Raw genomic sequence first — 23,366 nt, forward strand, 5'->3', positions numbered from 1 at the left:
CTCAATCTCCGTCCGCGCCGTATACGGAACCGGCGCCGAGTGAAGCCACCGGGAAGCGGGAGAGCGGCACTGAACCGGGCGATTGCCGGAAAGGGGAACCCCGATGGGACACACCTCTACAAAGGGACGTTGTTCTCTTGCGAGTTGGACCGTGACCGTCCTTGCCTGAAGATGTACCGGTTCGACCGAGCGTAGCGGGCAAGGCATTCGCGACGAGTGGTGGTCGACCCCTTCGCGGGCGTTCGTTCCGCGGCGGTGCGGACGACCCGGGCCGGTGCGCAGGAGGGCACCGGCCCGGGACATGGGACGCAGCTCACCCCTGTGCAGGTGTGGTGGGGCAGTCGTGGCTCACGGCAGCAGGGCGTCGAGGAAGGCGTTGGAGAACACTCGCGCCGGATCGTAGGAGTTCAGGGTGTCCCGGGTGGTGCGCCAGTCGTCGAACGCGGCCGGCACGGTGCTGCCGAGCACGGAAAGGTTCGTCCACGGCCCGCTGTCCGTGTAGGCCCAGCCCTTGGACCACTCGGGGCGCACGGTCGCGTACGAACCGGTGTAGGTCTGCCAGATCCGTTGTTCCAACTCGTGGAAGAACGGGGCCGCGCCGGGAGTCCCCGGATAGGTGGCGAAGTCGAGCCAGACAACGGTGTCCCACTCGGGGTGGTCGGGACGGGCGAGGGCGGGGGAGAGGAAGGGGCCGTCATGGGGGTCGACGCCGGTGATGCGCAGCTCGATCGGGCCGTTGACGGGGTAGGAACCGCGGCTCTGGTGCGCTGCCAGCACGCTGCGGTAGTGACCGTAGAAGTCGCTCACCACGCGCTGCACCTGTGCCCGGGAGGTCAGTACCGCCCAGCCGGCCTCGACGATCCGCAGTGTGGTGGGTTCGACGTACAGCAGACTGTTCTTCGACCAGCCCCAGACGTCCCACGTGCCGGTGACGATCAGCCCGGATCCGACGATGGACATGGCGAGCTTGGTGAAGGCAGGCGTCTTGTCGCCCCCGCCGGCGGCGATTTCTCCGAGCAACGCCGACATGTCCTCGGTGACACGGTTGGCGAACGTGTAGGCGTAGGGCGCGTCGATCTGTTTGGCCAGCAGGGGCTTGGCCGGTGCCACGCTCCACACCTTCAGCCACGGCACATCGGTGAACGGGAACCAGATCGCCTCGACGCGTCCGGTGCTCTCCAGATAGGAGCTGATCGTTCGGCCGCCCGTGCCGGGGGGACCGAAGACGGTGCCTACGTTGACGTCGTACCAATTCCGGCAGCGCACACGGGTGTTGGCCGCCGCGGTCATGGTCACTTCGGTGAGGAAGGCGCGACCCAGGTGGACGAGGAAGGCACGGAAGCCGGGGTCGGCGCGAGTGAAGGTCTTGAGGACGTAGCGGCCGTCCGCCGCGCTCCACACCACGGCGGTGAGAGAGGTGACCAGAGAGCTGAGGGTGCCGAAGCCGGAGCCCGCGGGCGGGTGTTCCGTGGCGGTGGGCAGCCCGGTGCCGTGGCCACCGATGGCGAGCACCCCGCCGATGGTGAGGTCGCCCGGCGCCGTGGTGGTGGCGAGGCCGAGCCCGGACTCCTCCAGGCGGGCGAGGATGGTGTCGAGGGTGGCTCCGGTCTGCGCGGTGACGCTCCCGGGGTCGCCGCCTCGCACACTGACCGCGGTGAGGTGGGAGGTGGTGTCGACGATGACGGTACGGGAGGTGTCGGCGCCGGCCGGTACCACCAGCGGCGACCAGGTGTGGCCCTTGCCCCGGGCCCGGAGGCGGTAGCCGTGTTCGTGAGCCCAGTTGGCGAGGGCCACCACGTCGTCGGGGGTACGGGCCGAGGCCGTCCAGACGTCCTCGACGGTGATTTCCAACGACCAGTTGCGAAAGGCCTGTTGGGAGAGTGGGATACCGGCAGGGAAGCCGGGTGGTGGGGTGAGGGTGGCCGCGGCGCTGCCCGCGGGGATGCGATGGGAAGGCTGGAGGCCGGCCGCCGCGGCGAGCCCCGCAGCGGCGGTCGCGGTCAGGAGTGCACGGCGGGTGAGGGAGGTTTTTCGAGCGCTGTCGTCGGACATGACTGTCCTTCCGGCGCGCGGCGCGCCGCCCCGCTGCACCGCGCACGGAACGTAGGAATGAGAGCGTACGAGCGCCCCGGTGCGGTGGGGGTGCCGGAAGGGTAGGTTGACGGGCCGTCATACGCAAGGGGCGTGCGGTGGCGGGCGGGCGAGCTCTCCAGCCCTCGGATCTGCTCTGGGGCCATGGAGGCAGGGGTACCGATGATGGCGCCGGCTTCGGTCAGCGTCGGGTCACCTTGAAATCGAGCGAGCGAAGGCGGCGTGGAGGCGCTCCAAGGGGCGCTGTTGGCCAGTGCGTTCAACTTTTGAAGTGATGTCGACAGTCTTGACGCCCATCCTTACGCCGAGTTAACTCAAGCCGTGCATCAGGTCTGGACCATCCTGAACTGCACTGGTCCCGACGTCGTTCCCGGTCGGCCGATCCGACTGTGCACCGCTTCCCGGAGGGCAGCCAGCCATGCCTTGAGCGTCCAGGCCTCAACGCCCCTTCAACTCTGCGATGTACACGCACTTCTGACGGCAGCGCGGCCATCTCCGGGCCGACCGCCGCTCCCCCCACAGCACAGGAGCCCTTATGAGTTCATCAGCACGGCACGGAAGCAGATCGCGGTCACGGCACATACGCCGCGCCCATCGGAGCGCGATCGGCGTGGTCGCCGCTGCGCTCATCGGCGGCACCACGACCGCGGCGGCCGACGCCGTACCGTCCGACGGGCCCGAGGCGGCCGACGCGCCGCAGGCCGTGGCCCCGTACCTGTACAACGGGTGGGGCAACCCGCCCGATCCCGCCATGGTGATGGACGCCACCGGCGTCAAGTGGTTCACCCTGGCCTTCGTCCTCAGCAACGGTGGGTGCGATCCGCAGTGGGACGGCAGCCGTCCCCTCACCGGCGGCGTCGATGCGCGGACCGTGGACGCGATCCGCGCCAAGGGCGGCGACGTCGTCCCCTCCTTCGGCGGGGCCAACGGCAACAAGCTGGAACAGACCTGCCCGGACGCCTCGGCCCTGGCCGGCGCGTACCAGAAGGTGATCGACGCCTACGGCCTGAAGGCGATCGACATCGATATCGAGGGCGATGCCTACGACGACCCCCAGGTGCAGCAGAAGACGATCGACGCGCTGAAGCAGGTGAAGGCCCACAACTCCGGCCTGACGACGTACGTCACGTTTCCCAGTGCCCAGGACGGCCCGGACGACAGCATGATCAAGCGGGCCGCGGGCTCGGGTCTGGCGGTGGACGGCTGGACGATCATGCCGTTCGACTTCGGTGACGCGGGCGGTCAGGACATGGGCGAGCTGACGAAGAAGGCCGCCGAAGGTCTGAAGAACACGGTCAAGGACGCATACGGCTACAGCGACGACGCGGCCTACCGGCACAGCGGCATCTCGTCGATGAACGGCATCACCGACGCCGACGAGCGGGTCACACCGCAGAACTTCGAGGCCATCCGCAGCTACGCCCAGGAACACCACCTCGCCCGCCTCACCTACTGGTCGGCCAACCGCGACCGCCCGTGCCCCGGCGCCTATCCCAACGACGACACCTGCTCCGGCGTGGACCAGGAACCCTGGCAGTTCACCAAGATCTTCGCCGGATACACGGGCTGAGCGGGGGCATCGTGAAGCTGAACATGACCCGCGACGAGTCGGGCAGGCCGCGCCATCGCAGGCGCCGCGCCCTGCCCGCCGCTGCCGCCGCCCTCGTCCTCGCGGCCGGCACCGTGGCCCTCCTTTCCCCCCAGAGCGCGAGCGCAGGACCCGAACACACCACACCGCAGAAGCACATCACCGCAGCGGACGCCCCGGACCTCGGCCCCAACGTCGACATCTTCGACCCGTCGATGCCCAAGGACCAGATCCAGTCCCGGCTCGACGCGGTCTTCAAGGAGCAGGAGAAGAACCAGTTCGGCGAGGAACGACACGCGCTGCTGTTCAAGCCGGGGAAGTACGACGTGGACGCCAACATCGGCTTCTACACACACATCGCCGGACTCGGCCTGTCGCCCGACGACACCGACATCAACGGCGATGTGCACGCCGAGGCCGACTGGTTCGGCGACAACGCGACGCAGAACTTCTGGCGCGATGCCGAGAACCTGGCCGTGACCCCGGCGAACGGCACCGACCGGTGGGCCGTCTCGCAGGCCGCGCCGTTCCGCCGGATGCATGTGAAGGGCAATCTGCAGCTGGATCCGCGGAACCACGGCTGGTCCAGCGGCGGGCTGCTCGCCGACACCAAGGTGGATGGTTCGGTCTCCTCCGGGTCGCAGCAGCAGTACCTCTCCCGCAACACCGAGTGGGGCAGCTGGAACGGCTCCAACTGGAACATGGTGTTCGTCGGAGCGACCAATCCGCCGGCCGGCACCTTCCCCCAGCCGCCGTACACCACGGTGGACAAGACCCCCAAGTCCCGGGAGAAGCCGTTCCTCTACGTCGATGACGCCGACGCCTACAAGGTCTTCGTCCCCGACGCCGCCTCGGACACCCAGGGCACCAGCTGGTCCGGCGGCGCTCCGAAAGGCACATCCCTGCCGCTGAGTGACTTCTTCATCGCCAAGCCCGGCATGACGGCGTCCCAGATCAACGGCGCCCTGAACCAGGGCAAGCACCTGCTGTTCACGCCCGGTGTCTACCACCTGGACGACACGATCAAGGTGACGAAGCCGAATACCGTGGTGCTCGGCCTCGGCCTGGCCACCCTCGTCCCCGACGGCGGGGTCACGGCCCTCTCGGTGGCCGACGTCGATGGAGCGAACATCGCGGGTCTGCTGATCGACGCCGGCCGGGAGACCTCGGACACGCTGATGGAGATGGGTCCGAAGGGCGCTTCGGCGGACCACTCCGGCAATCCGTCCTCGCTGCACGACGTCTACTTCCGGGTCGGCGGCGCGGGCGTCGGCAAAGCGACCAAGAGCCTCGTCGTCAACAGCTCGGACGTCATCGGCGACCATACCTGGATCTGGCGGGCCGACCACGGCGACGGGGTCGGCTGGACGCAGAACACCGCGGACAACGGACTGACCGTCAACGGCGACGACGTCACGATGTATGGCCTGTTCGTCGAGCACTACCAGAAGGACCAGGTGGTCTGGAACGGCAACCACGGCCGGACGTACTTCTTCCAGAACGAGATGCCCTATGACCCGCCGGACCAGGCGGCCTGGATGGACGGCGGCACCAAGGGCTATGCCGCGTACAAGGTGGCCGACAATGTCACCGACCATCAGGCGTACGGGTTGGGCAGCTACTGCTACTTCAACGTCAACAAGTCCGTCGCCGCCGACCGCGCCTTCCAGGTGCCCCGTGCGAACGGCGTGAAGCTTCACCACATGGTGGCGGTCTCGCTCGGCGGTACGGGCACGATCAACCACGTCGTCAACGACCAGGGCGACCCGGCGAACACGGACCACCAGCAGTCCTACGTGGTGGACTACCCGTAGCCCCCGCGCCCGCCCGCTCCAGCCACCCCTCCCCACACCGAACGGCCGCCGGCTCCCACGGCGGCCGTTCGCGTGTTCCCCGTCCGGAACCGCCAGATCACCCCCTCGAACTGCTTGCGCAGGTGCTCCGGGTAGGGCCGTTGCGGTCGACCGGCAGGAATGTCTCGATCAGCGTCCACTCGGTGTCGCCGAGCTGCGGCGGGACACCACAAGGCCGTATCCGATCTCGATGGTTCCCCCGGTGGGAGGCCGGAACAGGAACGGAGTTGCCACAGCACCCATGTTCGGCTTGAGTCGGTGCCCGTGACTGCCGTGAACAACCTCATACGCCCCGACCGGTACCCGCGCTCGTCTCGCTACGACCCTGCCTGGTTGCTCGATCTGGACATGGGGCCGAACCCGTTGTGGCTGCTGGAGGACCTCGCCCGGGACCTCGATCTGCGGCCGGGGATGAGGGTCCTCGACCTCGGTTCGGGCAAGGGCGCCACCTCGGTGTTCCTGGCCCGCGAGTACGGCGTCCAGGTGGTCGCCGCCGACTGGTGGATCGGCGCGGACGAGGCGGTCACCGTCTTCGCCGAGGCCGGCGTCGACGACCGCGTGGAAGCAGTACGCACGGAAACGCATGTCCTGCCGTTCGAGGCGAACAGCTTCGACGCCATCGTGAGCATCGACGCGTTCGAGTACTTCGGCACCGCGGACAGCTACCTGCCCTACCTCGTACGGTTCCTGCGTCCGGGCGGGCAACTGGGCGTGGCGACGCCCGCAATGACCCGGGAGGTCCGCGAGCTCGGAGCGATCCCCACGCACGTCAAGAAAGCGGTCGGCTGGGAAGCGATTGCCTGGCACACAGCAGAGTGGTGGCGCTTTCAGTGGGAGATCACCGACCTGGTGACGGTCACCTCCGCCCGGTTCCAACAGGACGGCTGGCGCGACTGGCTCCTGTGGACCCAGGCATGCGCCGAACACCGGACGGACAACGAGGCACACCGGCCCGTGATCGACATGCTCACCGCGGACGGCGGCGAGTTCCTCACCTTCGCCCTGATCACCGCACGGAAGAACTGACCAGGGCGTCACGCTGAGCTCGGTGAGGTTGCCCGGTTGACCCGTCCGCGAACGTCACTTCGTGCCGGCCGTCGCCCACGGCATGCCCCGTGTTCGAGCGAAGCCGAGAGCTTGGGGCGGGGCGGACCGCGGTGGCTTTGTGCCCCCACTTGATCGTGTCGGTCGGCAACGAGTCGAGCAGAATGCGGCGCAGATCGCCACGGTGGACCTCCGGGCGCCCGCCGGTGCCGTCGTCGGGCTCGTCGAGGAGCACGGTGCCGTCCTTGTCGAGCACGCGCGACGCTTCACCGCCTTTGTGGATGAGGCCGAGGAATTCCTCGTACAGGCCCGCGGCCTTGAGCGCGAGCTGCCCGTTGTAGTCGAGCATGCCGCCCTGCGTGCGGGCGGTCGGCGAGGGCTCCGCCTCGTAGATCGTCGCCGGGATGCCGTGGAGGTGTCCCTCCCGCCGACCACGGGCGGCACGGCCCCGAACCCGGCGAGGGCCCTGGAGGAACTGGTATTCCACCTGGGCTGTGACGCGGCGGGTGCCCACGGCGGTATGCGACAGGCCGGCCACAGCATGGTCATGCTGCGTGGCCGTGTCCTCGCTATCGGCGCTCCGGCCGCGGATTGCTGCGTGGTAGCGCCTACCGGGATCTCATGGGACGGGGGCGATGGTGTCGAGCGCGGTGAGGCAGGCGGCGATCGCGGATTCGTGCGCGGTGTTCTGGCGGACGGCGATCTCGATCGTGCGGGCGAGGGTGTGGTCCGTGACCGGTCGTGTGATCAGCGTGGGTGGGAGCTGATGCGTGGCCATGCGGGGGACGAGGACCGTGTGGCCGGTGCTTGCGGCAAGGGCGATCATGGCGGAGAAGTCGGTGCAGGTATGCCGTGTCTGCGGGGTGAAACCGGCTGTTCGACAGGCTTGCAGGACAGCGTCGCCGCACGCGGTCTGCGCGGGGGCGGTGATCCACGGTGTGTCTGCGAGCTCTCGCAGTTCGATCGGGGACCCCTCTGAGTGAGCCGCTGGGTGATCACGTAGCAGGACGGCGACCAGCGGATCGGTCCTCAGTGCCCGGGTCTCGACGCCGGCGTGTGCGGGTGTGGCGAGATTGGTGTAGCGGTAGACCAGCGCGAGGTCGATGCGGCGCTGGAGCAGCAGCCGCACGGCGGCTTCGGGTTCGGCCTCGGTGATATGCAGTTGCAGTGCTGGGTGCGCGCTCTCCAGAGCGTTGCCGAGGGGTGCGGCCAGAGGCACGAGCGCGCTGGGGAAACAGCCGAGGTGGAGGGGGCCGGCCGGATTCTCGCTCTCGGTGGTCAGTCGGATTCGGGCCTGTTCGAGCATGGCGAGGACGCGCTCGGTGTCCTCGGTCAGCCGGTGGCCGGCGGCCGTGAGATGGATGTGGCGGCCGGTGCGTTCCAGTAGCCGGGTGCGGGTCTCCTCCTCCAGGAGTCGTAGCTGCTGTGAGACGGCGGAGGGTGTGACGCCGTGCAGCTCGGCCACCGCGGTCACCGTGCCGTGCACCGCCAGGTCGCGCAGGAGGATGAGTCGTCGCACTTCGAGCATTAGCTCATCTTAAAGGCATGGTGTAGGTGATGTAGCTGGACAGAAGGGTGCTGCGCCAGCGACGCTGGCGCCCAGCCCAGCCCAGCCCAGCCCAGCCCAGCCCAGCCCAGGGCAAGCTTCTCCCGCAGTGTCAGGAGTTCTCTCGTGCGCGCCACCGTTATTCACGGCCCCAACGACATCAGGATCGAGACGGTGCCCGACCCGCTCGTCCGTCGGCCCACCGACGCCGTGGTGCGGGTGGTCAACGCCTGCATATGCGGCAGTGACCTGTGGGCCTACCGTGGCGTCGCCGCTCGCGTGGCGGGCCAGCGGATCGGCCACGAGTTCCTCGGCGTGGTCGAAGAGGTGGGCTCTGAGGTGCGGGCCTTCAAGGCCGGTGACTTCGTCGTCGCCCCGTTCGTCTGGTCCGACGGCTCCTGCGACTTCTGCCGCGACGGGCTGCACACCTCCTGCCCGCAGGGCGGCTTCTGGGGTGAGGTCGGCTCGGACGGCGGCCAGGGCGAGGCCGTCCGGGTGCCGTTCGCCGACGGAACCCTGGTGCCGTTGCCCAAGGAGACGGCGGGCGAGAAGAAGCTGCTGCCCGCGCTTCTGGCGCTGTCCGACGTGATGAGTACGGGCCACCATGCGACCGTTTCGGCCGGCGTCCGGCCCGGCGCCACCGTCGCCGTGGTCGGTGACGGCGCGGTCGGCCTGTGCGGCGTCCTCGCCGCACACCGTCTCGGCGCCGGTCGCATCATCGCGCTCGGCCGGCACCAGGCACGTACCGACATAGCCCGTACGTTCGGCGCGACCGACGTGGTCGCCGAGCGCGGGCAGGACGCTGTCGAGGCCGTCAAGGAGCTGACCGGTGGTCAGGGCGCGCACGCCGTACTGGAAGCCGTCGGCACCGAGGAGTCGATGCGCACCGCCCTCTCCGTCGCGCGCGACGGCGGTGGGGTCGGCTACGTAGGCGTGCCGCACGGCGGCAGCGCCGGCATCGATATCGGCCAAATGTTCGATCGCAACGTGACGCTGAGCGGCGGCGTCGCCCCGGCCCGCGCCTACATCCCGGAGCTGCTGCCCGACGTGCTCTCGGGCGCCATCGACCCCGGACTCGTCTTCGACCGCACGGTCGACCTGGACGGCGTACCGGACGGCTACGCGGCGATGGACAACCGCACGGCGCTCAAGGTCCGGATCGCCTTCTGACCTTGCCCGACAGGGCGGCAGGGCGGAGCGGCGCCTTGCCGGTCCCCCCGCCCCCAGACCTGGACCGGCATCAGGCGTCCCCACCACCCGGTGCCGGTCCAGCCACCACTTCTCAAGCCTCCCGCACCGGGGAGCTCCCCCTGCAGATCGTGATCGACGACGGTGGTTACGGCCAGATCGCCAAACCTTTGCAGCGACGCCGAAAGCGGCCCCCGCCACGACGCACGCCGCATGGTGGCGCTCCCCGCGCCTCGCGAGCGTCGACGCACAGCCTCGAGGAGGCCGGCCACCACGTCACTTGGCCCGCCATGCACGGCGACACGTTCGCTCCGGGCGCTACGGAGCTCAGTGTGCGCGAATACGGATTCGGGGTGTCGCCGACCATCCTCGGCACCAGCATCGTCTCGACGACTGGCCCGGGAGCGAAAGCCGGGCACGTCCGCACCGCCCAGGGCACCTGACGCGACGGCGGGAGCCTAAGCCGCTTTCCGTCCGGTGGGTCAGGGCGTGAGGCGGCCGATCGCGCACCCTGTAGCGTGTAACATGTGAATGACTATAGTGACCCTTACGAATTGCGCGTGGGTGTGCCCGCCGTCGAGGTTTTCCGCCGCCTCCGCACCGATGCCGGTCTCTCTGACAAGGCCCCCGAGGCGGTCGAGCTCGCCCTGCCCAACTCGTGGTACGGCGTGGTCCTCCACCACGACGGCGAGCCCATCGGCATGGGGCGAATCATCGGTGACGGCGGTACCGCGTTCCAGATCGTCGACGTATGCGTGCACCCCACACACCAGGGGCGCGGCCTCGGCAGGCGCATCATGGCCGCACTCAGTGAGGAACTGGAGCGCCGGGCGCCCGCCACCGCCTATGTCTCGCTGATCGCGGACGGCCCCGCTCGCTTCCTCTACGAGAAGTTCGGCTTCGCCAACACCGCCACGCACGACTCGATCGGTATGTACCGCCTCATGGAGGGGAGTTGAAGATGCCGCGTCCAAGGCGTGCGTGATGGGCCAGTGAGCACCCTGTGCCGAAGCGCACACGCCAGCTCGCTGTGGACACATCCATTCCTGGCTCGGCGAACCCGCCCTTGCTCTTCGTCGCTGCGATCCCGGTAGCCGAACTCGGGGTGTTGCCGGTGTCTGCTCGTTGCGTTGCGACTCCCTCTGCGCATAAGGCCCCTGGTCTTCAGCGAGGTGTTCGAAATGATCGAGTGGGCGGCTGCGCTCGTCGTCGGTCACGTTGCGGACGATTTCCTGGCCACGCAGGGCGATGCATGGGACACCCGGTGGGACATGTTCCGCACACGGCAGCGGCTGTGGTGGTGACCGGAGCGCCCTGGTCGCTGCTGGGGCGACGTTCACGCGACAGCTGTCCGGCGCTGTCGAGCGGGCCACGTCCAGTACGTCGTCATGCCTGCTTGCGAGTGAACGGCAGAGCTTCGCGGTCGCGTCGGACCCAAGGAGAAGATCACGCCAGCTAGGTTTCTCCCGTGCTGCTGAGCTGTGCCTTTGTGAACCTCAAACCCGGAGTCGGGAAGACGACCAGTGCCGTGTGGCTGGCACACGCCCTTCACGAGTCGGGCTACTCGCCGCTGCTGGTCGACGGCGATCCCGCTTCCTCCGCCCTGCGCTGGAGCGAGCTGGCGGCCGGCTTTCCCTTTCCGGTCGTCGCCTTGCCGGTGGGAGACGTACACCGTCGTGTGAACGACTTCCTGGGCAACAGGCAGGCCGTGGTACTCGACGCGCCGCAGTTGGAGGACCACCCTCGTATCGCCCGCAGCATCATGAGGTACGCGAACGAGTGGATCATCCCGGTGACTCCCGCTCCCATCGAACTGGACCGGATGGCACCCATCCGGTCCGAGATGGACGAGGTGCAGTCCCTGCGCGCCGAGCCGGCCCGGGGCGTAGTCCTCCTCAACCGCACCAATCGTCCCGACGCCACGCGTACCGGCCCCGATGCCGACGCTCGTGAGGCTCTCACCGAGTGGGGCTTCGCCGTGCTGAACACTCAGATCGCACGGCTCGACCTGTACGCCCAGTCGTTCGGAAGTCCCGTCCGAGCAAAAGGCTCGGCGTACATGGAGCTTGCCGGAGAACTCATCAAGCGTCAGGAAGCCACATGAAGGAGCGTAAGGACAGATACCGCGCGGCACTGGAGCGCGGAGGTGACAGCGCCGCCCGGCCCTCGAAGGTCACCACGCTGCACAGCAGATACGTCAGCGTGACCATCGAAGTGGACCCTGGCCTCCAGAAAGGCCTGACGCAATGGGCGGGTCCGCCGCTCTCCGTGCTGGTGCTCGCCGGCACGACCGTCATGCGCGCCGTCGTCGATGTTGCCGCCAGGGTGCCCTTCTTCGTCGGCGGTTCCCGTCGTTCTTGACGACTGCACCCGTTCGTCACCAAGACCATCACCGCCCTCACCTCTACAAAGGGCTGGTGAGGCTCCGTGGCTACGCCTCCAGGTAGACCATGCCGGCGAAGCCGGACGGCCACGACGTGCGGCTACGCCGAGTTGACCGTCGTCCGAGCGGCGTATGTGTAGGACAGCCGGTCCTGTGCCGTACCGCCTGGTGTCCCGGAGCGTGGGTGGTCAGACGTTGACGCCGTGCCCGGGCGGCGAAGTTGCGGCGTCCGGGGCACGGCGTGACGCTGGGAGACGGGGGATAGAGGCGAATCGTGGGGAAGGGCGGCAAGCCAGTGACGGACCCTGTACAGATATTGTGGACGCCCGCCGGGATATCCCTGCCGTCGTTGGGCTCGCGCGCCCTGGCGCGCGTACACGACGGCGACACGCCGTACGTCGAGATGCCGATCCGCATGCTGTCCGTCGACACTCCGGAAACAACAGCGGATACCGCTGCGGGGGCCCAGAAGGTCGACGAGGAGTTCAAGCAGCTCGCCGCATGGATTCGGGACGGCATCGCACCCATCTCCGACGACCTCGCGGAGTTCCTGCTGCCGAAGATCGAGACCGGGAACGCGGGCAGCTTGCAGTTCGGCCAGGGCACGGCGGCAGCCACGTTCAACACGGAGAACATCAAGAAGAGGCTGGCCGAGGGGCGGGACCCCGGCAAGGAACGCGGCATCTTCATCCGCACCGCCGATGATTTTTTCGACGACAACAACCGCCTGCTCGCCTACATCGCGCCGAACTATTCAAAGAAGGAACTGGAAACTCTTCCGAGGGAGAAGAGGCCGACGTTCAACCTCGATCTCATCACCGCAGGATGGGCGGCACCCTTCGTCATCTCCCCCTCCATCCCCGGCGAACTCGACCTGCCCCTCTTCCTCAGGGCCGCCGACAAGGCTGTCAAGGACAAGAAGGGGATCTGGAAGGATCCTCACACGTTGCTCGCCTACGAGTACCGGGCCCTCGAAAAGCTTCATGACGTGACGAAGAAGAAGGCCGAGGGGAAAAAGCTGGAGCCCGGTGAGGAATTCTCCTGGCGGACGCGGTACTGCGCAGATATGCGCAATCGTGAACTACACGGTCCGGAGGACTACTTCCGGGTCCCGCCCATCTACCGGTTGTGGCTCTGGCCGCAGGACGTGAACGAGGCTGTCGGCCATCTCAACCTGACACCGTCACGACGGCTCACCGGAAGCGGCGGCCGCACGCGCTGAGATCACCTGGAAGCAGGGCCGCCGGCTCCAATCGAGGCACCCAGCTGCGCAGGGGCTCCAGGTCGCGATGTTCCGCCATGCGACGCAGGTCGGCTGTCACCTCTGCGATGCTCGCCACCCCGGCGGACGGGTGGTCCGGCGGTGCCTCAGCCGCGCCGTTTGTGATCTCTCTACAACGCACTGGCCGGTAGACGGTGGGGGCCGCTGCTCGTGCACAACGCACGTTGCTGGCAAGGATGTTCTGGCAAGAGTGAACATCGCCAGGTGGAGAGAACCGACCAGGGGGAGCTTCAATGAACAACGGATACTCGATCTTCGCTGGGACGATCGCTGACCTCACGTACCCAGAGGTGGAGGCCGCGGCCGAGCGGGGCGCGTGCGTCCTGTTACCAACGGGGGTCATCGAACAGCACGGGCCGCACTTGCCTCTGGGCACCGATGCCTACGGCGCCTACCAGCTCTGCCGGCTCGTGAAGACGGAGCTGGAGCAGCGCGGAGTGGAGGCGCTGATCGCACCGCCGGTCTTCTGGGGCATCAACCAGGTGTCGTCCGCGTTCCCCGGAACGTTCCGCACCCGCCCGGAGACGGCCGTAGCACTCCACACCGACATCCTGGACTCACTGGCCACCGACGGATTCGACCGCATCTTCGTGATCAACCATCAGGGCGACATCGCCCACAACCAGATGCTGCTGGAAGTGGTGCGACGCCAGCACGAGCAGGGGCGTACCGGTGTCGTGCTGCTGGAACCGGACTTCATCTCCGACCGGCTCGAGTGCTCACCGCCTCAGGCTGTGGCCTCCTACGCCATGCAGCCGCTGTTCGAGGGCCTGGAGCTGACGGGTGAGCTCGGCGTGCACGCCGAGGAGATCGAAAGCGCCCTGATGATGCGATGGTTCCCCGAACTCGTCGACTACGACGCCATGGCCCAACTGAAGCCGACGGGGCTGACCGTCGACGACCTGGCGGAATGGCGAAAGGGAGGCGAGCACGCCCGGCAGGTGACTCCGCAGGGATACTTCGGAGCACCCAGCCCACGCGACCCCTTCCTGTGGCGCTTCCACCACCGCATGTCCATGGCCATGGCAGATCTTGTGAGTACGTCCCTGTCATCCCCGCCCCGGACCGATCGATGACATGACGCTCGTCAGCAGCAGCCGCTTCTTGCCGTCAGCGCTGCCGGAAGCCGAACCGGTGCACGCGGCGGCCGGTACTTGCAGGGTGGGGAAGGGGACCCGGTCCTGACGGCGCCAGAGGCGCCGGGGGTCCACTACGACGCGCCGCAGCATTCCTGCAACCGGGACCCGGTCCGGTCGATCCGCAACTGCTGAGCCGCCCCGCGATTCCCACAGGAGTGATGGCCCCGACCTCTCTCAGGTCGGGGCCATCGTGTTGGTTGAACGCCGGCTCACGCCGGCACTTCTGCTCCTACCAAGCGACCGGCAGGCGCTCGGGGATGCGCTTCATGAAGCGGGTGCGCCACACGAGTTGGTCGACGGGGACGGCCAGGTGCAGGCTGGGCATACGGGTGGTGAGGGCCTCGATCGCAATTTCGATGTGCTTCTTCCCGAGCGGTACGGCGGGGCAGTAGTGCCCGCCGTAGCCGAACGAGAGGTGAGCGGCCGCGTTCGGCCGGTCGATGTCGATGGTGTGCGGGTCGGGGAACACGCTCTCGTCGGTGTTGGCGGCCTCGACCAGGACGAGGACGAGTTCACCCTTCTTGATCTCTGTGTCGCCGAGCTGCATGTCGTCCATGGCCAGGCGGGGCAGTCCGTCGGCGATGGACAGGTTCACGCGCAGCAGCTCATCCACGGCGGCCGGTATCTTGCCGGGCTCCTCGCACAGCTGCTTCCACACCTCGGGGTTCTGAAGGAGCGTGAACACCGCCATGGTCAAGGCGCCCATGGTGGAGATGACTCCGGCGCCGAACATGGTGACGCCGACGGTGGCGAGCATCTCGTCGGTGAGGTGCGCATAGTCGGGGTCACCACGGAGGGCGGCTAGTTCAGCCATGAGCCCGTCGGTGGCGCGATCGTTGAGCCGCTCGGTCATATGGGCGATGTCCCGGTCCCAGTTCAGGCGCGCCCCGGTGATGGGGCATGCCGAGTTCATGAAGGCGATGTCGAGACTGGACGCCAGCAGCGGTGCGTCATTGCGGGGGATGCCGAGGATGTGGCAGTGGAGGTGCTCGGCGTAGGGGTTGGCGAACCGTCCGCGCAGGTCGACCGGCGGGCCGTAGCTGAGGATGCCGTCGACCAGGTGGGCGGCGTGGTCGGTCATCCACTCCGTCAGGCCACCGGCCCTGGGATTGATCGCCTTGAGTACGGCCTTCCGCAGACCGGCGCCGGTGATGTTGCCCATGTTGTTGACCACCTCGGGCGGGATGGTCAGCGCGTACTGCCGGGGGACACCAGGGGCCGACGTGTCCTTGAGACTGAAGCGGGGGTCTTCGAGCACCTGTCTGCACAGCTCGTAGGAGGAGACGAGCCACGCCTCATCCCCGGCGATGGTGCGTACCCGCGTGACCGGGGTGGCGCGAAGCTGCTCGATCTCCGGGGGGAGGCGGTCGCCGCGCGGGGAGAACGGGAAGTCGATCAGGGTCGGGGCGGTCGTCACTGGTCGTGTCCTTCGGTGAGAGTGCCGGCGGGGGTGATCACGGCGTGGCCCTGGTTGCGTGTGGCGCGCAGGCCATGCCCGCGTGAGTACAGGAGATCGGCCATCGGCAACGCCTGGTGGTAGCAGTTGAGCGACGACGGGACGCCCATGATTGCGGGGGTGTCGATGAACAGCGGCGCTTCGGCACAGATGTAGTCGAGGCAGACCTGACGCTGACGGTCCGTGGGCTGCTGCCCAGCGAGCACCTTGCTGGTGAGGAACTGGACCACGAGCTGATCGCAGACGTCGCGGAACGCCGGGTCTGCGGACAGCCGATCGTCGAGGCTCTCGCGTATGACCCGATAGGCGGGGTTGTCCAGCAGCGCGGACATGGGGCGGCCGCGGAGCCTGATGCCGTCCGGGTCGAGCGCGGCAACGGCGGCGGTCACCTTGGCCCGTACACCGCGCAGGTTCTTCACGGCCTTGCGCTGGGCGTCGACAGCCGGATATCCGAGCGCCTCATACATGTCGGCGACATGCAGATCCGTAAAGATGAGATCGACCTGACGGAAGTTCTCCACTCCCCAGGCGGCGAGGCTGAGGACTCGCTGATGGGTGAAGTAGGAGTTCCCCGGAGAGATGCCGATGACGGCGTGATCACCTTCGTCGGTGATGACCTGGCAGTGCGGGGTGTACGGACGGACGTGAAAAATCTCGGTCGCTGTCGTCAAGAGACGATGTCCCTACGTGCCGCTAGTCCCTGGGAACCTTGTGTTCCCGGTGTGGCGGCGACAGCGGAAACCTACCTGACTGTCGGTTCCGGGTGATGCCGAACTAGGCAGTAACTCGCAGGTCAGACCGCCTAGTTGAGTTCATATGGCGTTCACAAGCGCGGCCTGAAGATCGCGAACGAGCTTGTCGCGAAGCCGCTCAGGTCGAACCGTCGGGTCGGGGAAGGCGCACCATTCCCCGCCAGTCCGCGCCGGTACTCCCTCCCCTGACCGTCGAACCCGGCAGTCGGCCTCGGATGGCACGCGCTCAGCCCTTGCTGTCACGGGACGGTGATCGCGGTGGGGCGGAGCGTCCTCGCTGCGACGAGATCGCCTCCTTGGTTGGCTTCTTGGTCGGCCGGACCGCGCGGTGCCTGCTGCCCGGCGGGATCAGCCCACTCGCTCCGGCACCAGCTGCTCCTCGATCACATCCACGGCCCGACGGGTGCCGCCCTCGGTGCGCACCTCGGCCCACAGCCATGCCGAGCGCGCGGCGACCTGTGGATCGCCGATGAGTTCCATCAGGGCCGTACGCAGCGCCGCCGCCGTGAGGTCCGCGGTGTCGATCCGACGGGCGACACCCAGTTCGACGAGCCGGTCGGCGTGGAGGCACTGCTCGGCCCCGTGCGGTACCGCGATCATCGGCACACCGGCGTACAGGCCCTCACCGCTGCTGCCCATGCCGGTATGCGTCACCCATGCGTCCACCTGCTCAAGGATCGTCAACGACGGCACCCATGGCAGCACTTCGAAGTTGGGAGGAATGCGTTCCCCCAGCCCGACCGGATCGCTGCTGCTGTCGAACTGCAGCACCACATGCCAGCCCGGAAGATCCGCGAAGGCCGCCATGCACTGCTGGTAGATCTCCCGCTGCCCGGTGGACGCCGAGCCGCTCAGCGACACCAGCAGCACCTTCTTCGCGCCGGCCGGCCGCATCCAGCCGCCCTGCTTCTCAACGGTGCCGCAGCACGGGCCGACGAACGTCACCGCCTTGCTGTCGACCCGGTCCGCATGTGGCTGCATGGCGCGCGGGATCAAGGCCAGCACCCGCCGCGGCCGACCCGTGAACTCTTCCACGTTCGTGGTCACCGCACCGCACCGGGCCAGCCAGCCGGCGAACCGCGCGCGGTGGGCGGGACCTCCCGGCAGCCCGGCAAACGCCGCATCCATCTCCTCCTGGGCACCCTCCCAGGCCACATGCGCCGGTGACAGCTGGACGAGGCCGCGGCCCTGCGCCTCGGCCAGCGCGCGGCCCGCGTACGCGCCGATGTCGTAGAGGTAGAGGTCGGCGGGGGTGTCCCCGTACGCGGCGTGCAGCTGTGGCAGTACGGCCATCGCCTCATCGAGGAAGAGGGAGGCAGCGGCGATGGGATCCTGCGGCCAGTCGCTGTCGGCGACCGGCAGAGTGGAGGTCAGGCGGACCAGCTCGGCACCGGAGGGGGTGATCAGCTCGGCGACGCGGTCGGCGTTGGCGTACGTCACGCGATGGCCGCGGGCCACCAGTTCACGGATGATCTCCAGGCTGGGCAGCACATGGCCGACCATAGGTGTGCCGATCATGGCGATATGGAATGGAAGGGGCATATCCGAACTTCCTTGCATAGAGGTCTACGGCAGGCAAACGCCGAGGGGCGCAACTGGGCAACGCGACAGTGCGCAACAAGGCAACGCGGCGCGCAGGGCCCGGGATGCGGGGAAGGCACATACTCGGCAGTGACCGTCCCGCTGGTGGCCGTGTACCACCGCACGAACCTGACGATGCGCCAGCTCGCGCCGCTGCCCGGGATCTCGTCGGCAACGGTGTGCCGAGTCATCCAGCGGCCGCGGCCGCTTCTGGCCCTGGAGCCGGCTTGCCGCCCCGCCCGACGCGGTTCAGTGGCCGTGGATCGTGGACGGCACACTGATCCCGGTGCGTTGCCGGAAGGCCCGCGCCTCCTCACGTACCTACCGTTTCTCTGCAAACGTGCAGGTCATCATCGATGCCGACACCCGCCTGGTGGTCGCCGCGGCCCGCCCGGTACCCGGCACCACCGCGGACGCGAAGGCGTGGCGAGGAGCACCGCGAGCGGACCGAGGCATGGCTGCGTCGGCACGGGGTCCCGTACGACGAACGGTGAGGAGTGAGGAGTGAGGGGTGAGGAGAACGCCGCACCGCTGTATGCGGGAGATGTGGCTGCGTCCCTCCTCGGTCCCCACCCCGAGGATCCGAAGGAGGCGGCTCAGGCCTGCCGCGTCCAGCGCTGCGATGCTTCCCCGGCGCATGTCTGCGTCACCAGGTTGCCGCTCATGCCCAGGTCGAGGCAGCCGCCGCCGTAGTCGCTCCGGAGGCTGCCGCCCGAGCCCGTATGCCACAGTCGGCCGGTGTCCTGGGTGCAGTCGCCCACGAAGACGGCTTGGCCGAGCCCGTTGGAGTACAGGCACTGGCCGGTCTGCTGGTTGACGAGGGTGAAGCTGCCGTCCGACTTGCTCCGCGCGGTCCACCGGGTGGACGAGTCCGAGCAGTCCCGGTAGTCCGCGGCGCCGTAGACCTGGCTGATGCACTTGCCGTTGTCGCCGTTGCGGTAGCGGGAGGTGCCGGAGGTGGGAGGCGTGGACGCTCCGCCGCCGGAAGTGCCCGTGCCGCCCGCACTCCCCGGACTGCCGTTTCCGCCCGTGCCGTCCTGTGCGCCGGTTCCGGCGCCCCCGGCGGCCGGGGCCTGGGACCCGCCCTTCTTTCCTTGCCCCTTGTCCGTGGCCTTCTCCTCGCCCTTGGTCCTGCCCTTCTCCTTGGCCGGCAGCTTTGCCGGTGCCGCCGTACCCGACGGGCTCCCGCCGGCCGTGGACGCCGACGGACCGGCCGCTGCGGGGGCCGAGCCGGACGGGGTGGCCTGTCCCTCGGCCCGGGGCGAGGACGTGTACGGCAGGTTCTGGAGGGCGAGTGTCGTACCGCCTGCCACCACGATGGGTATGAGGGCGAGGAGGATGCGGGTACGGCGGCGGCGTTCCGGCCGCTCGGGTCGTGCCGGACGGGATGTGGTCCCGGGCTTCGGTTCGGGAGCTGTCTCCGGTTCTGGCTGTGCCTCGGTGAGCGGGGCCGTCGGCAGGTCGATCTTCTGTACATCCGCGGCAAAGGCGGCCCGCTCGGACAGGCACTCGGTGATGGCCGCGGGCCAGAGCGGGGCGGTGAACGGCCCGCGCTGCCCGGCGCGTTCGAGAAGCTCGGCGGCGGTGGGGCGGCCCTCGGGGTCCTTGTCGAGGCAGGACGCGACGACCTCGGCGAGTTCCGGTTCCAGCTCCCACAACGGCTCCAGGTCGGGTTCTTCATGGACGATGCGGTACAGCACGCCGTGCCCCGACTCGTCGCCGAACGGTGGCCGGCCGCACGCCGCGTACGCGAGTACCGAGCCGAGTGCGAACACATCGGTGGCGCCGCTCAACCGCCGTGAGGTGGAGGCTTGTTCGGGAGCCATATAGGCAGGCGTGCCCACGGCCATGCCGGTCCTGGTCAGCTGGCTCTGTTCGGCGGCCCGGGCGATGCCGAAGTCAATGAGGGTGAGACCGTCGAGGGTCAGCATGATGTTGGATGGTTTGAGATCCCGATGCACCATGTCCAGCCCGTGCACTGCCGCCAGGCCCGCCGCCGTCTCTCGCAACAGCAGCCACAGTGCGTGCGCAGGCAGGGGGCGGCCGTGCAGCTCGACGGCTTCCCGCAGGGTCAGCCCGGGCACGTACGCGGTGGCGAACCACGGGGGCAGCGCGGTGCGGTCGCTGGCGAGCAACGGCGCGGTGGCCTCCGCGGGCAGTCGGGAAAGGTTGTCCAGCTCATGCCCGAAACGGCGCAGGAAGTCCCCGTCCTCGCCGACGACGGAGGGCAGTAGTTGTTTGACGGCGACGTACCGGCCCTCTCGTACCCCGAGGTACACCCGCCCCATGCCGCCGGCTCCGAGCCGGCCCGCCAGCGGAATCGACCCGATCCGGCGCGGATCCCCCGCCTCGAGCGGCTCGGCCCCGCTCCCACTCAGCTCCCACACGTCAGCCCCGTTAGAATTGGAATCAGTTTCTAGAAATCTACTCTAGAACCAGCGAAGGAACCGATGAGCCCAAAACAACAACGGGGCGAGGCGACTGTCGACTTGCTCCTTGATGCCGCACTGCGCGTCTTTGCCGCCGAGGGCGAGCAGGGCATCACCGTCGGCGCGGTCACGCGGGCCAGCGGGGTCAGCCTGGGGAGCCTCTACCACCACTTCGGCAGCATCGACAATCTTGTCGGCGCTCTGACACACCGCTGGCTGAGCCGTCTGTTGGGTGAACTGGCCTCGTCTCTGCACGGTGCCCGCACCGCCCGCACGGGCATCCGCGCCCTCGTCCGGACCTACCTCACATTCATTCAGGAACACCGGGACGCCGCCCTGCTCCTGCACTCCTCCCTGGCCGACCGATACGGCATGGCCCAGGGAAAGGAACTCCGCGACGCCCAGGAGGCCCGGCTCTCGGCCTTCGCCCAGTGGGTCCAGCCCCGTGTCGAGTCCGGCGAACTCGCCCCACTTCCCTTGCCGTTGATCGAGTCCCTGGCCCTCGGTCCGGTCGTCGGCGTCGCCCGCCGCTGGCTCTCAGGCGTTGACGTCGACCTCGGCGAGGCCGCCCGGATTCTGCCGGACCGGATCTGGCGGTCGCTGGCCCCGTGACGTGCGTACCCGGTCGCACCCTCGGCCCGAGGCCGGAGGCTGCAGCCCAGGTTGCACGGTACGACGGCGCACTGTCCGGCACCGATTTGCCTGAGCCCCGTTCGGAGTGAGGCCCGCGCCCGCGCGTGGCCTGGGCACGGGGACCAGCGGCACTGCACGTGCCTGACCGTCTCGTACCCGGGCGCTCGCCCGGCCTCCACGGGACGACACGAAACGTTCGCCCTCTGGAGGTGAGGCGTGCCCCAGGGCGGGGCGAAGAGTTATCACCCTGAGCTGGCCGAAATCCTTCGGTGTCGAGCAGAATGCGGGGCATGACGGAGGGCACGCCCGAGAAAGACATCATCGAATCCGCATGGCAGAAGCTGTTCACTGCCCATCGTGTGGACGGCCGGTTGCTACGCGCCGCCTACGCCGAGCCCCGACTACGGCAGCTGTTCCCCTGGGTCGGCATGGGCGAGCTGCACTTCAGCCGGTGCACAGAGCTGCGTTGGACCTGGGACGTTCCGTTCATCGCCCCGATGATGGGCGGCGGCTTCCTCGTCGGCGGGCCCTCACGGTCCCAGAGCGTCGGCCCCGCCCCGACCGCGGAGGCCGCCATCGCGATGGTGGTCGAACGACTCCCCCCGGACTGCGGTCGCGCCTTCGTCGGCACGCCAGAGGAATTGGCCGAAAGGGAACGGTCGAAGTAGTTCAGAGCGGAAGTTCCTGGAGGCGTTGAGCCGTCGAAGCACGGTCGGTTTGCGCACCGAACGTCGATGCCGCGGGCGAGGTCGAGATCGCTCCCGAGGCGCAGGCTGTGTTGCCGTAAGAAACGGCGAGCCAGGGAGCAGGCTGCTCCCGCCCGCACCCGGCTTCTCGCGGACCGCCGGTCTTCAGCCTGCCGTGGCACCTTGCGCCGTTACCTCGCCGTCGGCTTTCGCACGACGCGTGCGAGCGGAGTTCGCACGCTTCTCGGCGGCCACTTGGGCGGTGAGGTCCTGGATCTCCTCGCCCGCCTCGATGGCTGCGCGTTTGACTTCGAGGGTCAGGCCGACGGACGTCTTGATGATGCCCTGCACCAACGGTTTCGCCACTCTCTTGACCAGAGGGGCAGCGAGGAGGCCAACGAGGAAGGGAGGAACTACGGGGGGCATGCGTGAACCTCTCTTGTACACACCGTACGGCTGCGGCCGTACGTGCCGGTACCGCCTGGCCGACGGCGCCGGACAGGAATTTCACCCCCACCGAAAACACCGTAGTCGACCCTCGGTCGATATTGCCCGGGCACGCCGACGCTCTTCATTCGATCGGACGGCGGCGCGCCGGAGGGGATCGTGGCTGCGGAACGGGATCATCGACCTCGCCCCGGAGTACGAGGCCGCCTGCTGGCGGCCAGCCGGTGCCGTCCGGGAGTTGCTGCGCAGGACGGCACCGGCCCCGTGGCGTCGAAGAGGTCTACCAGCGGCCGCGTGCGGGTGCGGAGCTGAGCTTGGAACTCAGCACGGACAGGAAGGCCGGGAGTTTGTCCACCGCGGATTTGGGGACAGGGGTGACCTGGACCGTGTCGCGCACCACGTCCTGCACGACGAGCTTGTAGGTACCGCCCTCCTGGACGAGTTCGGCGGCGTAGAGCACTGTTTCCACCAGGGGCCCTTCAGTCGTGTCGTGCGACGGGTCAGGCACCATTGAGCCAGGCGTTCCAGGCCTTGGTGGACTGCTGTTCGTCCACGCCCTCGGCGAACAGGTGGTGGCCCAGCCAGATCGGCCAGTTCCAGGAGCTGCCGTTGAAGAACCGGTACACAGCGTCCGGGCCGCGCAGGCTGACGAAGTCGGGGCTGATCCAGTCCACGACCACCTCCTCCGCGCCGCCGTTCGCACCCGGGAGGTCGAGCGACAGCCGGTCTCCGGCGGTCGTGTCGTCGGCGAGGCCGAGGCGTCGGCGCAGCGCGGCGAAGTCGGCCGGATCGTCGGTGCGCTCGTCGCGGCCGGCCTTGACGTAGACGGCGGGGCGGCCGGCGAAGTGCCTCAGATACTTGGCGAGGCCGTGCTGGTAGAAGTCGACGTGCTTCTCGGCCGCGTCCGCCTTGGTGTCCCAGTACTCGTCGACGACTCCCGTGTGCACCCAGTGGATGCCCATCCGCAGGTGGCTGGTTCCCTCGTCGCGCGGCTCGATCCGGTAGCTGAGGGTGTTGGAGAACCCGTCGTCCAGGGCCACCCGCACGGCGAAGTGCTGCGGCGGCTCCCACGCCACGACGGTGCCGTCGGACCGGGTGACCTTTCCGCCGACGCGCGGCTCGACCTCCATGGGATACAGCCAGCCGAGGTTGCCGGCGCCGGTGGCGACCGCGCGCCAGACCTGCTCGGGTGTGGCGGGCAGGTCCTGCTCCCGGCGGACCTCGAACTCTCGGGCCATGGTCAGTTCTCCTTCGTCGTCGTTCATGCG

The 23,366-nt window shown here is 68.4% G+C and carries 22 protein-coding genes and 2 pseudogenes; 14 read left to right on the forward strand and 10 right to left on the reverse strand.

The annotated features are described in order from the left end of the window. Positions 1-348: 348 nt before the first annotated feature. Positions 349-2,052 carry a cholesterol oxidase substrate-binding domain-containing protein gene (locus ACIGWZ_RS09455; RefSeq protein ID WP_400062523.1) on the reverse strand — a complete coding sequence of 568 codons (1,704 nt, stop codon included), beginning with the start codon at positions 2,050-2,052 and terminating at the stop codon, positions 349-351. A gap of 574 nt (positions 2,053-2,626) precedes the next feature. On the opposite strand from ACIGWZ_RS09455, the gene ACIGWZ_RS09460 reads away from it, so the two are divergent. The 3 genes from ACIGWZ_RS09460 to ACIGWZ_RS09470 all read left to right on the forward strand — a co-directional run bounded on the left by ACIGWZ_RS09460 (position 2,627) and on the right by ACIGWZ_RS09470 (position 6,558). Then, entirely contained in the window at positions 2,627-3,661 is a 1,035-nt protein-coding gene (locus ACIGWZ_RS09460) for a chitinase (protein WP_400062525.1), read from the forward strand. A 23-nt stretch (positions 3,662-3,684) separates the two neighbouring features. Continuing rightward, entirely contained in the window at positions 3,685-5,493 is a 1,809-nt protein-coding gene (locus tag ACIGWZ_RS09465) for a coagulation factor 5/8 type domain-containing protein (protein WP_400062527.1), read from the forward strand. A gap of 372 nt (positions 5,494-5,865) precedes the next feature. Further along, entirely contained in the window at positions 5,866-6,558 is a 693-nt protein-coding gene (locus tag ACIGWZ_RS09470; RefSeq protein ID WP_400062529.1) for an SAM-dependent methyltransferase, read from the forward strand. 34 nt (positions 6,559-6,592) lie between these two features. Here ACIGWZ_RS09470 and ACIGWZ_RS09475 read toward each other — a convergent pair. Both ACIGWZ_RS09475 and ACIGWZ_RS09480 read right to left on the reverse strand, forming a co-directional pair. Next, a pseudogene (locus ACIGWZ_RS09475) lies at positions 6,593-6,994 on the reverse strand (FAD-dependent oxidoreductase); the annotation flags it as partial. A gap of 201 nt (positions 6,995-7,195) precedes the next feature. Next, positions 7,196-8,104 carry a LysR family transcriptional regulator gene (locus ACIGWZ_RS09480; protein ID WP_400062531.1) on the reverse strand — a complete coding sequence of 303 codons (909 nt, stop codon included), beginning with the start codon at positions 8,102-8,104 and terminating at the stop codon, positions 7,196-7,198. Positions 8,105-8,248: 144 nt separating this feature from the next. Between ACIGWZ_RS09480 and ACIGWZ_RS09485 the strand changes: the two genes are divergently transcribed. From ACIGWZ_RS09485 to ACIGWZ_RS09520, 8 genes are all read left to right on the forward strand, one after another. Beyond that, positions 8,249-9,292 (forward strand): zinc-binding dehydrogenase, encoded by a 1,044-nt coding sequence (locus ACIGWZ_RS09485; RefSeq protein WP_400062533.1) that lies wholly within the window; start codon positions 8,249-8,251, stop codon positions 9,290-9,292. A 149-nt stretch (positions 9,293-9,441) separates the two neighbouring features. Further along, the gene (locus tag ACIGWZ_RS09490; RefSeq protein ID WP_400062535.1) at positions 9,442-9,753 is read left to right on the forward strand and encodes a hypothetical protein; all 312 of its coding nucleotides are present in this window, start codon (positions 9,442-9,444) and stop codon (positions 9,751-9,753) included. An 84-nt stretch (positions 9,754-9,837) separates the two neighbouring features. Further along, on the forward strand, positions 9,838-10,269 hold the full coding sequence (locus ACIGWZ_RS09495) for a GNAT family N-acetyltransferase (RefSeq protein WP_400062537.1): 432 nt from the start codon (positions 9,838-9,840) through the stop codon (positions 10,267-10,269). 171 nt (positions 10,270-10,440) lie between these two features. Next, complete coding sequence (locus ACIGWZ_RS09500; protein ID WP_400062538.1) at positions 10,441-10,614, forward strand: DUF2238 domain-containing protein; 174 nt, start codon at positions 10,441-10,443, stop codon at positions 10,612-10,614. A gap of 164 nt (positions 10,615-10,778) precedes the next feature. Further along, complete coding sequence (locus ACIGWZ_RS09505; protein WP_400062540.1) at positions 10,779-11,414, forward strand: AAA family ATPase; 636 nt, start codon at positions 10,779-10,781, stop codon at positions 11,412-11,414. After that, positions 11,411-11,671, forward strand: a complete 261-nt coding sequence (locus ACIGWZ_RS09510; protein WP_400062542.1) for a hypothetical protein — start codon at positions 11,411-11,413, stop codon at positions 11,669-11,671. Before ACIGWZ_RS09505 ends, ACIGWZ_RS09510 begins: the two co-directional genes overlap by 4 nt. 296 nt (positions 11,672-11,967) lie before the next feature. Continuing rightward, positions 11,968-12,915 carry a nuclease gene (locus ACIGWZ_RS09515; protein WP_400062544.1) on the forward strand — a complete coding sequence of 316 codons (948 nt, stop codon included), beginning with the start codon at positions 11,968-11,970 and terminating at the stop codon, positions 12,913-12,915. Between the two features lie 293 nt (positions 12,916-13,208). Beyond that, entirely contained in the window at positions 13,209-14,051 is an 843-nt protein-coding gene (locus ACIGWZ_RS09520) for a creatininase family protein (RefSeq protein WP_400062546.1), read from the forward strand. Between the two features lie 292 nt (positions 14,052-14,343). On the opposite strand, the gene ACIGWZ_RS09525 is transcribed toward ACIGWZ_RS09520, so the two are convergent. From ACIGWZ_RS09525 to ACIGWZ_RS09535, 3 genes are all read right to left on the reverse strand, one after another. Then, positions 14,344-15,531, reverse strand: a complete 1,188-nt coding sequence (locus tag ACIGWZ_RS09525) for a cytochrome P450 (RefSeq protein ID WP_400062548.1) — start codon at positions 15,529-15,531, stop codon at positions 14,344-14,346. Further along, the gene (locus ACIGWZ_RS09530; RefSeq protein WP_400062550.1) at positions 15,528-16,241 is read right to left on the reverse strand and encodes a tRNA-dependent cyclodipeptide synthase; all 714 of its coding nucleotides are present in this window, start codon (positions 16,239-16,241) and stop codon (positions 15,528-15,530) included. Before ACIGWZ_RS09530 ends, ACIGWZ_RS09525 begins: the two co-directional genes overlap by 4 nt. A gap of 429 nt (positions 16,242-16,670) precedes the next feature. Beyond that, positions 16,671-17,840 carry a macrolide family glycosyltransferase gene (locus ACIGWZ_RS09535; protein ID WP_400062552.1) on the reverse strand — a complete coding sequence of 390 codons (1,170 nt, stop codon included), beginning with the start codon at positions 17,838-17,840 and terminating at the stop codon, positions 16,671-16,673. Positions 17,841-17,936: 96 nt separating this feature from the next. Here ACIGWZ_RS09535 and ACIGWZ_RS09540 point away from each other — a divergent pair. Beyond that, positions 17,937-18,339: pseudogene (locus ACIGWZ_RS09540) on the forward strand (IS5/IS1182 family transposase); the annotation flags it as partial. A 160-nt stretch (positions 18,340-18,499) separates the two neighbouring features. Here the strand turns inward: ACIGWZ_RS09540 and ACIGWZ_RS09545 are convergent. Next, positions 18,500-20,290: a protein kinase gene (locus tag ACIGWZ_RS09545; RefSeq protein ID WP_400062554.1), complete on the reverse strand. Its 1,791-nt coding sequence runs from the start codon at positions 20,288-20,290 to the stop codon at positions 18,500-18,502. 63 nt (positions 20,291-20,353) lie between these two features. Here ACIGWZ_RS09545 and ACIGWZ_RS09550 point away from each other — a divergent pair, with 63 nt between their 5' ends. After that, the gene (locus tag ACIGWZ_RS09550) at positions 20,354-20,944 is read left to right on the forward strand and encodes a TetR/AcrR family transcriptional regulator (RefSeq protein ID WP_400062556.1); all 591 of its coding nucleotides are present in this window, start codon (positions 20,354-20,356) and stop codon (positions 20,942-20,944) included. 311 nt (positions 20,945-21,255) lie between these two features. Beyond that, positions 21,256-21,633, forward strand: coding sequence for a DUF6193 family natural product biosynthesis protein (locus ACIGWZ_RS09555; protein WP_400062558.1), 378 nt, complete (start codon positions 21,256-21,258; stop codon positions 21,631-21,633). A gap of 183 nt (positions 21,634-21,816) precedes the next feature. On the opposite strand, the gene ACIGWZ_RS09560 is transcribed toward ACIGWZ_RS09555, so the two are convergent. From ACIGWZ_RS09560 to ACIGWZ_RS09570, 3 genes are all read right to left on the reverse strand, one after another. After that, positions 21,817-22,002, reverse strand: coding sequence for a DUF5132 domain-containing protein (locus tag ACIGWZ_RS09560; RefSeq protein ID WP_400062560.1), 186 nt, complete (start codon positions 22,000-22,002; stop codon positions 21,817-21,819). A 376-nt stretch (positions 22,003-22,378) separates the two neighbouring features. Beyond that, positions 22,379-22,567, reverse strand: a complete 189-nt coding sequence (locus tag ACIGWZ_RS09565; RefSeq protein ID WP_400062562.1) for a hypothetical protein — start codon at positions 22,565-22,567, stop codon at positions 22,379-22,381. A 31-nt stretch (positions 22,568-22,598) separates the two neighbouring features. Continuing rightward, positions 22,599-23,363 (reverse strand): SRPBCC domain-containing protein, encoded by a 765-nt coding sequence (locus ACIGWZ_RS09570; protein ID WP_400062564.1) that lies wholly within the window; start codon positions 23,361-23,363, stop codon positions 22,599-22,601. Positions 23,364-23,366: the final 3 nt, after the last annotated feature.

Origin of the sequence: Streptomyces sp. NPDC053427, assembly GCF_044544985.1 — a bacterium.
Lineage (GTDB): Bacteria > Actinomycetota > Actinomycetes > Streptomycetales > Streptomycetaceae > Streptomyces.

Coding starts and splice junctions, on each gene's coding strand:
- ACIGWZ_RS09480 (WP_400062531.1), bottom strand. CDS start 8,104: ATGCTCGAAGTGCGACGACTCATCCTCCTGCGCGACCTGGCGGTGCAC.
- ACIGWZ_RS09570 (WP_400062564.1), bottom strand. CDS start 23,363: ATGAACGACGACGAAGGAGAACTGACCATGGCCCGAGAGTTCGAGGTC.
- ACIGWZ_RS09455 (WP_400062523.1), bottom strand. CDS start 2,052: ATGTCCGACGACAGCGCTCGAAAAACCTCCCTCACCCGCCGTGCACTC.
- ACIGWZ_RS09465 (WP_400062527.1), top strand. CDS start 3,685: ATGACCCGCGACGAGTCGGGCAGGCCGCGCCATCGCAGGCGCCGCGCC.
- ACIGWZ_RS09535 (WP_400062552.1), bottom strand. CDS start 17,840: ATGATCGGCACACCTATGGTCGGCCATGTGCTGCCCAGCCTGGAGATC.
- ACIGWZ_RS09550 (WP_400062556.1), top strand. CDS start 20,354: ATGAGCCCAAAACAACAACGGGGCGAGGCGACTGTCGACTTGCTCCTT.
- ACIGWZ_RS09520 (WP_400062546.1), top strand. CDS start 13,209: ATGAACAACGGATACTCGATCTTCGCTGGGACGATCGCTGACCTCACG.
- ACIGWZ_RS09510 (WP_400062542.1), top strand. CDS start 11,411: ATGAAGGAGCGTAAGGACAGATACCGCGCGGCACTGGAGCGCGGAGGT.
- ACIGWZ_RS09555 (WP_400062558.1), top strand. CDS start 21,256: ATGACGGAGGGCACGCCCGAGAAAGACATCATCGAATCCGCATGGCAG.
- ACIGWZ_RS09460 (WP_400062525.1), top strand. CDS start 2,627: ATGAGTTCATCAGCACGGCACGGAAGCAGATCGCGGTCACGGCACATA.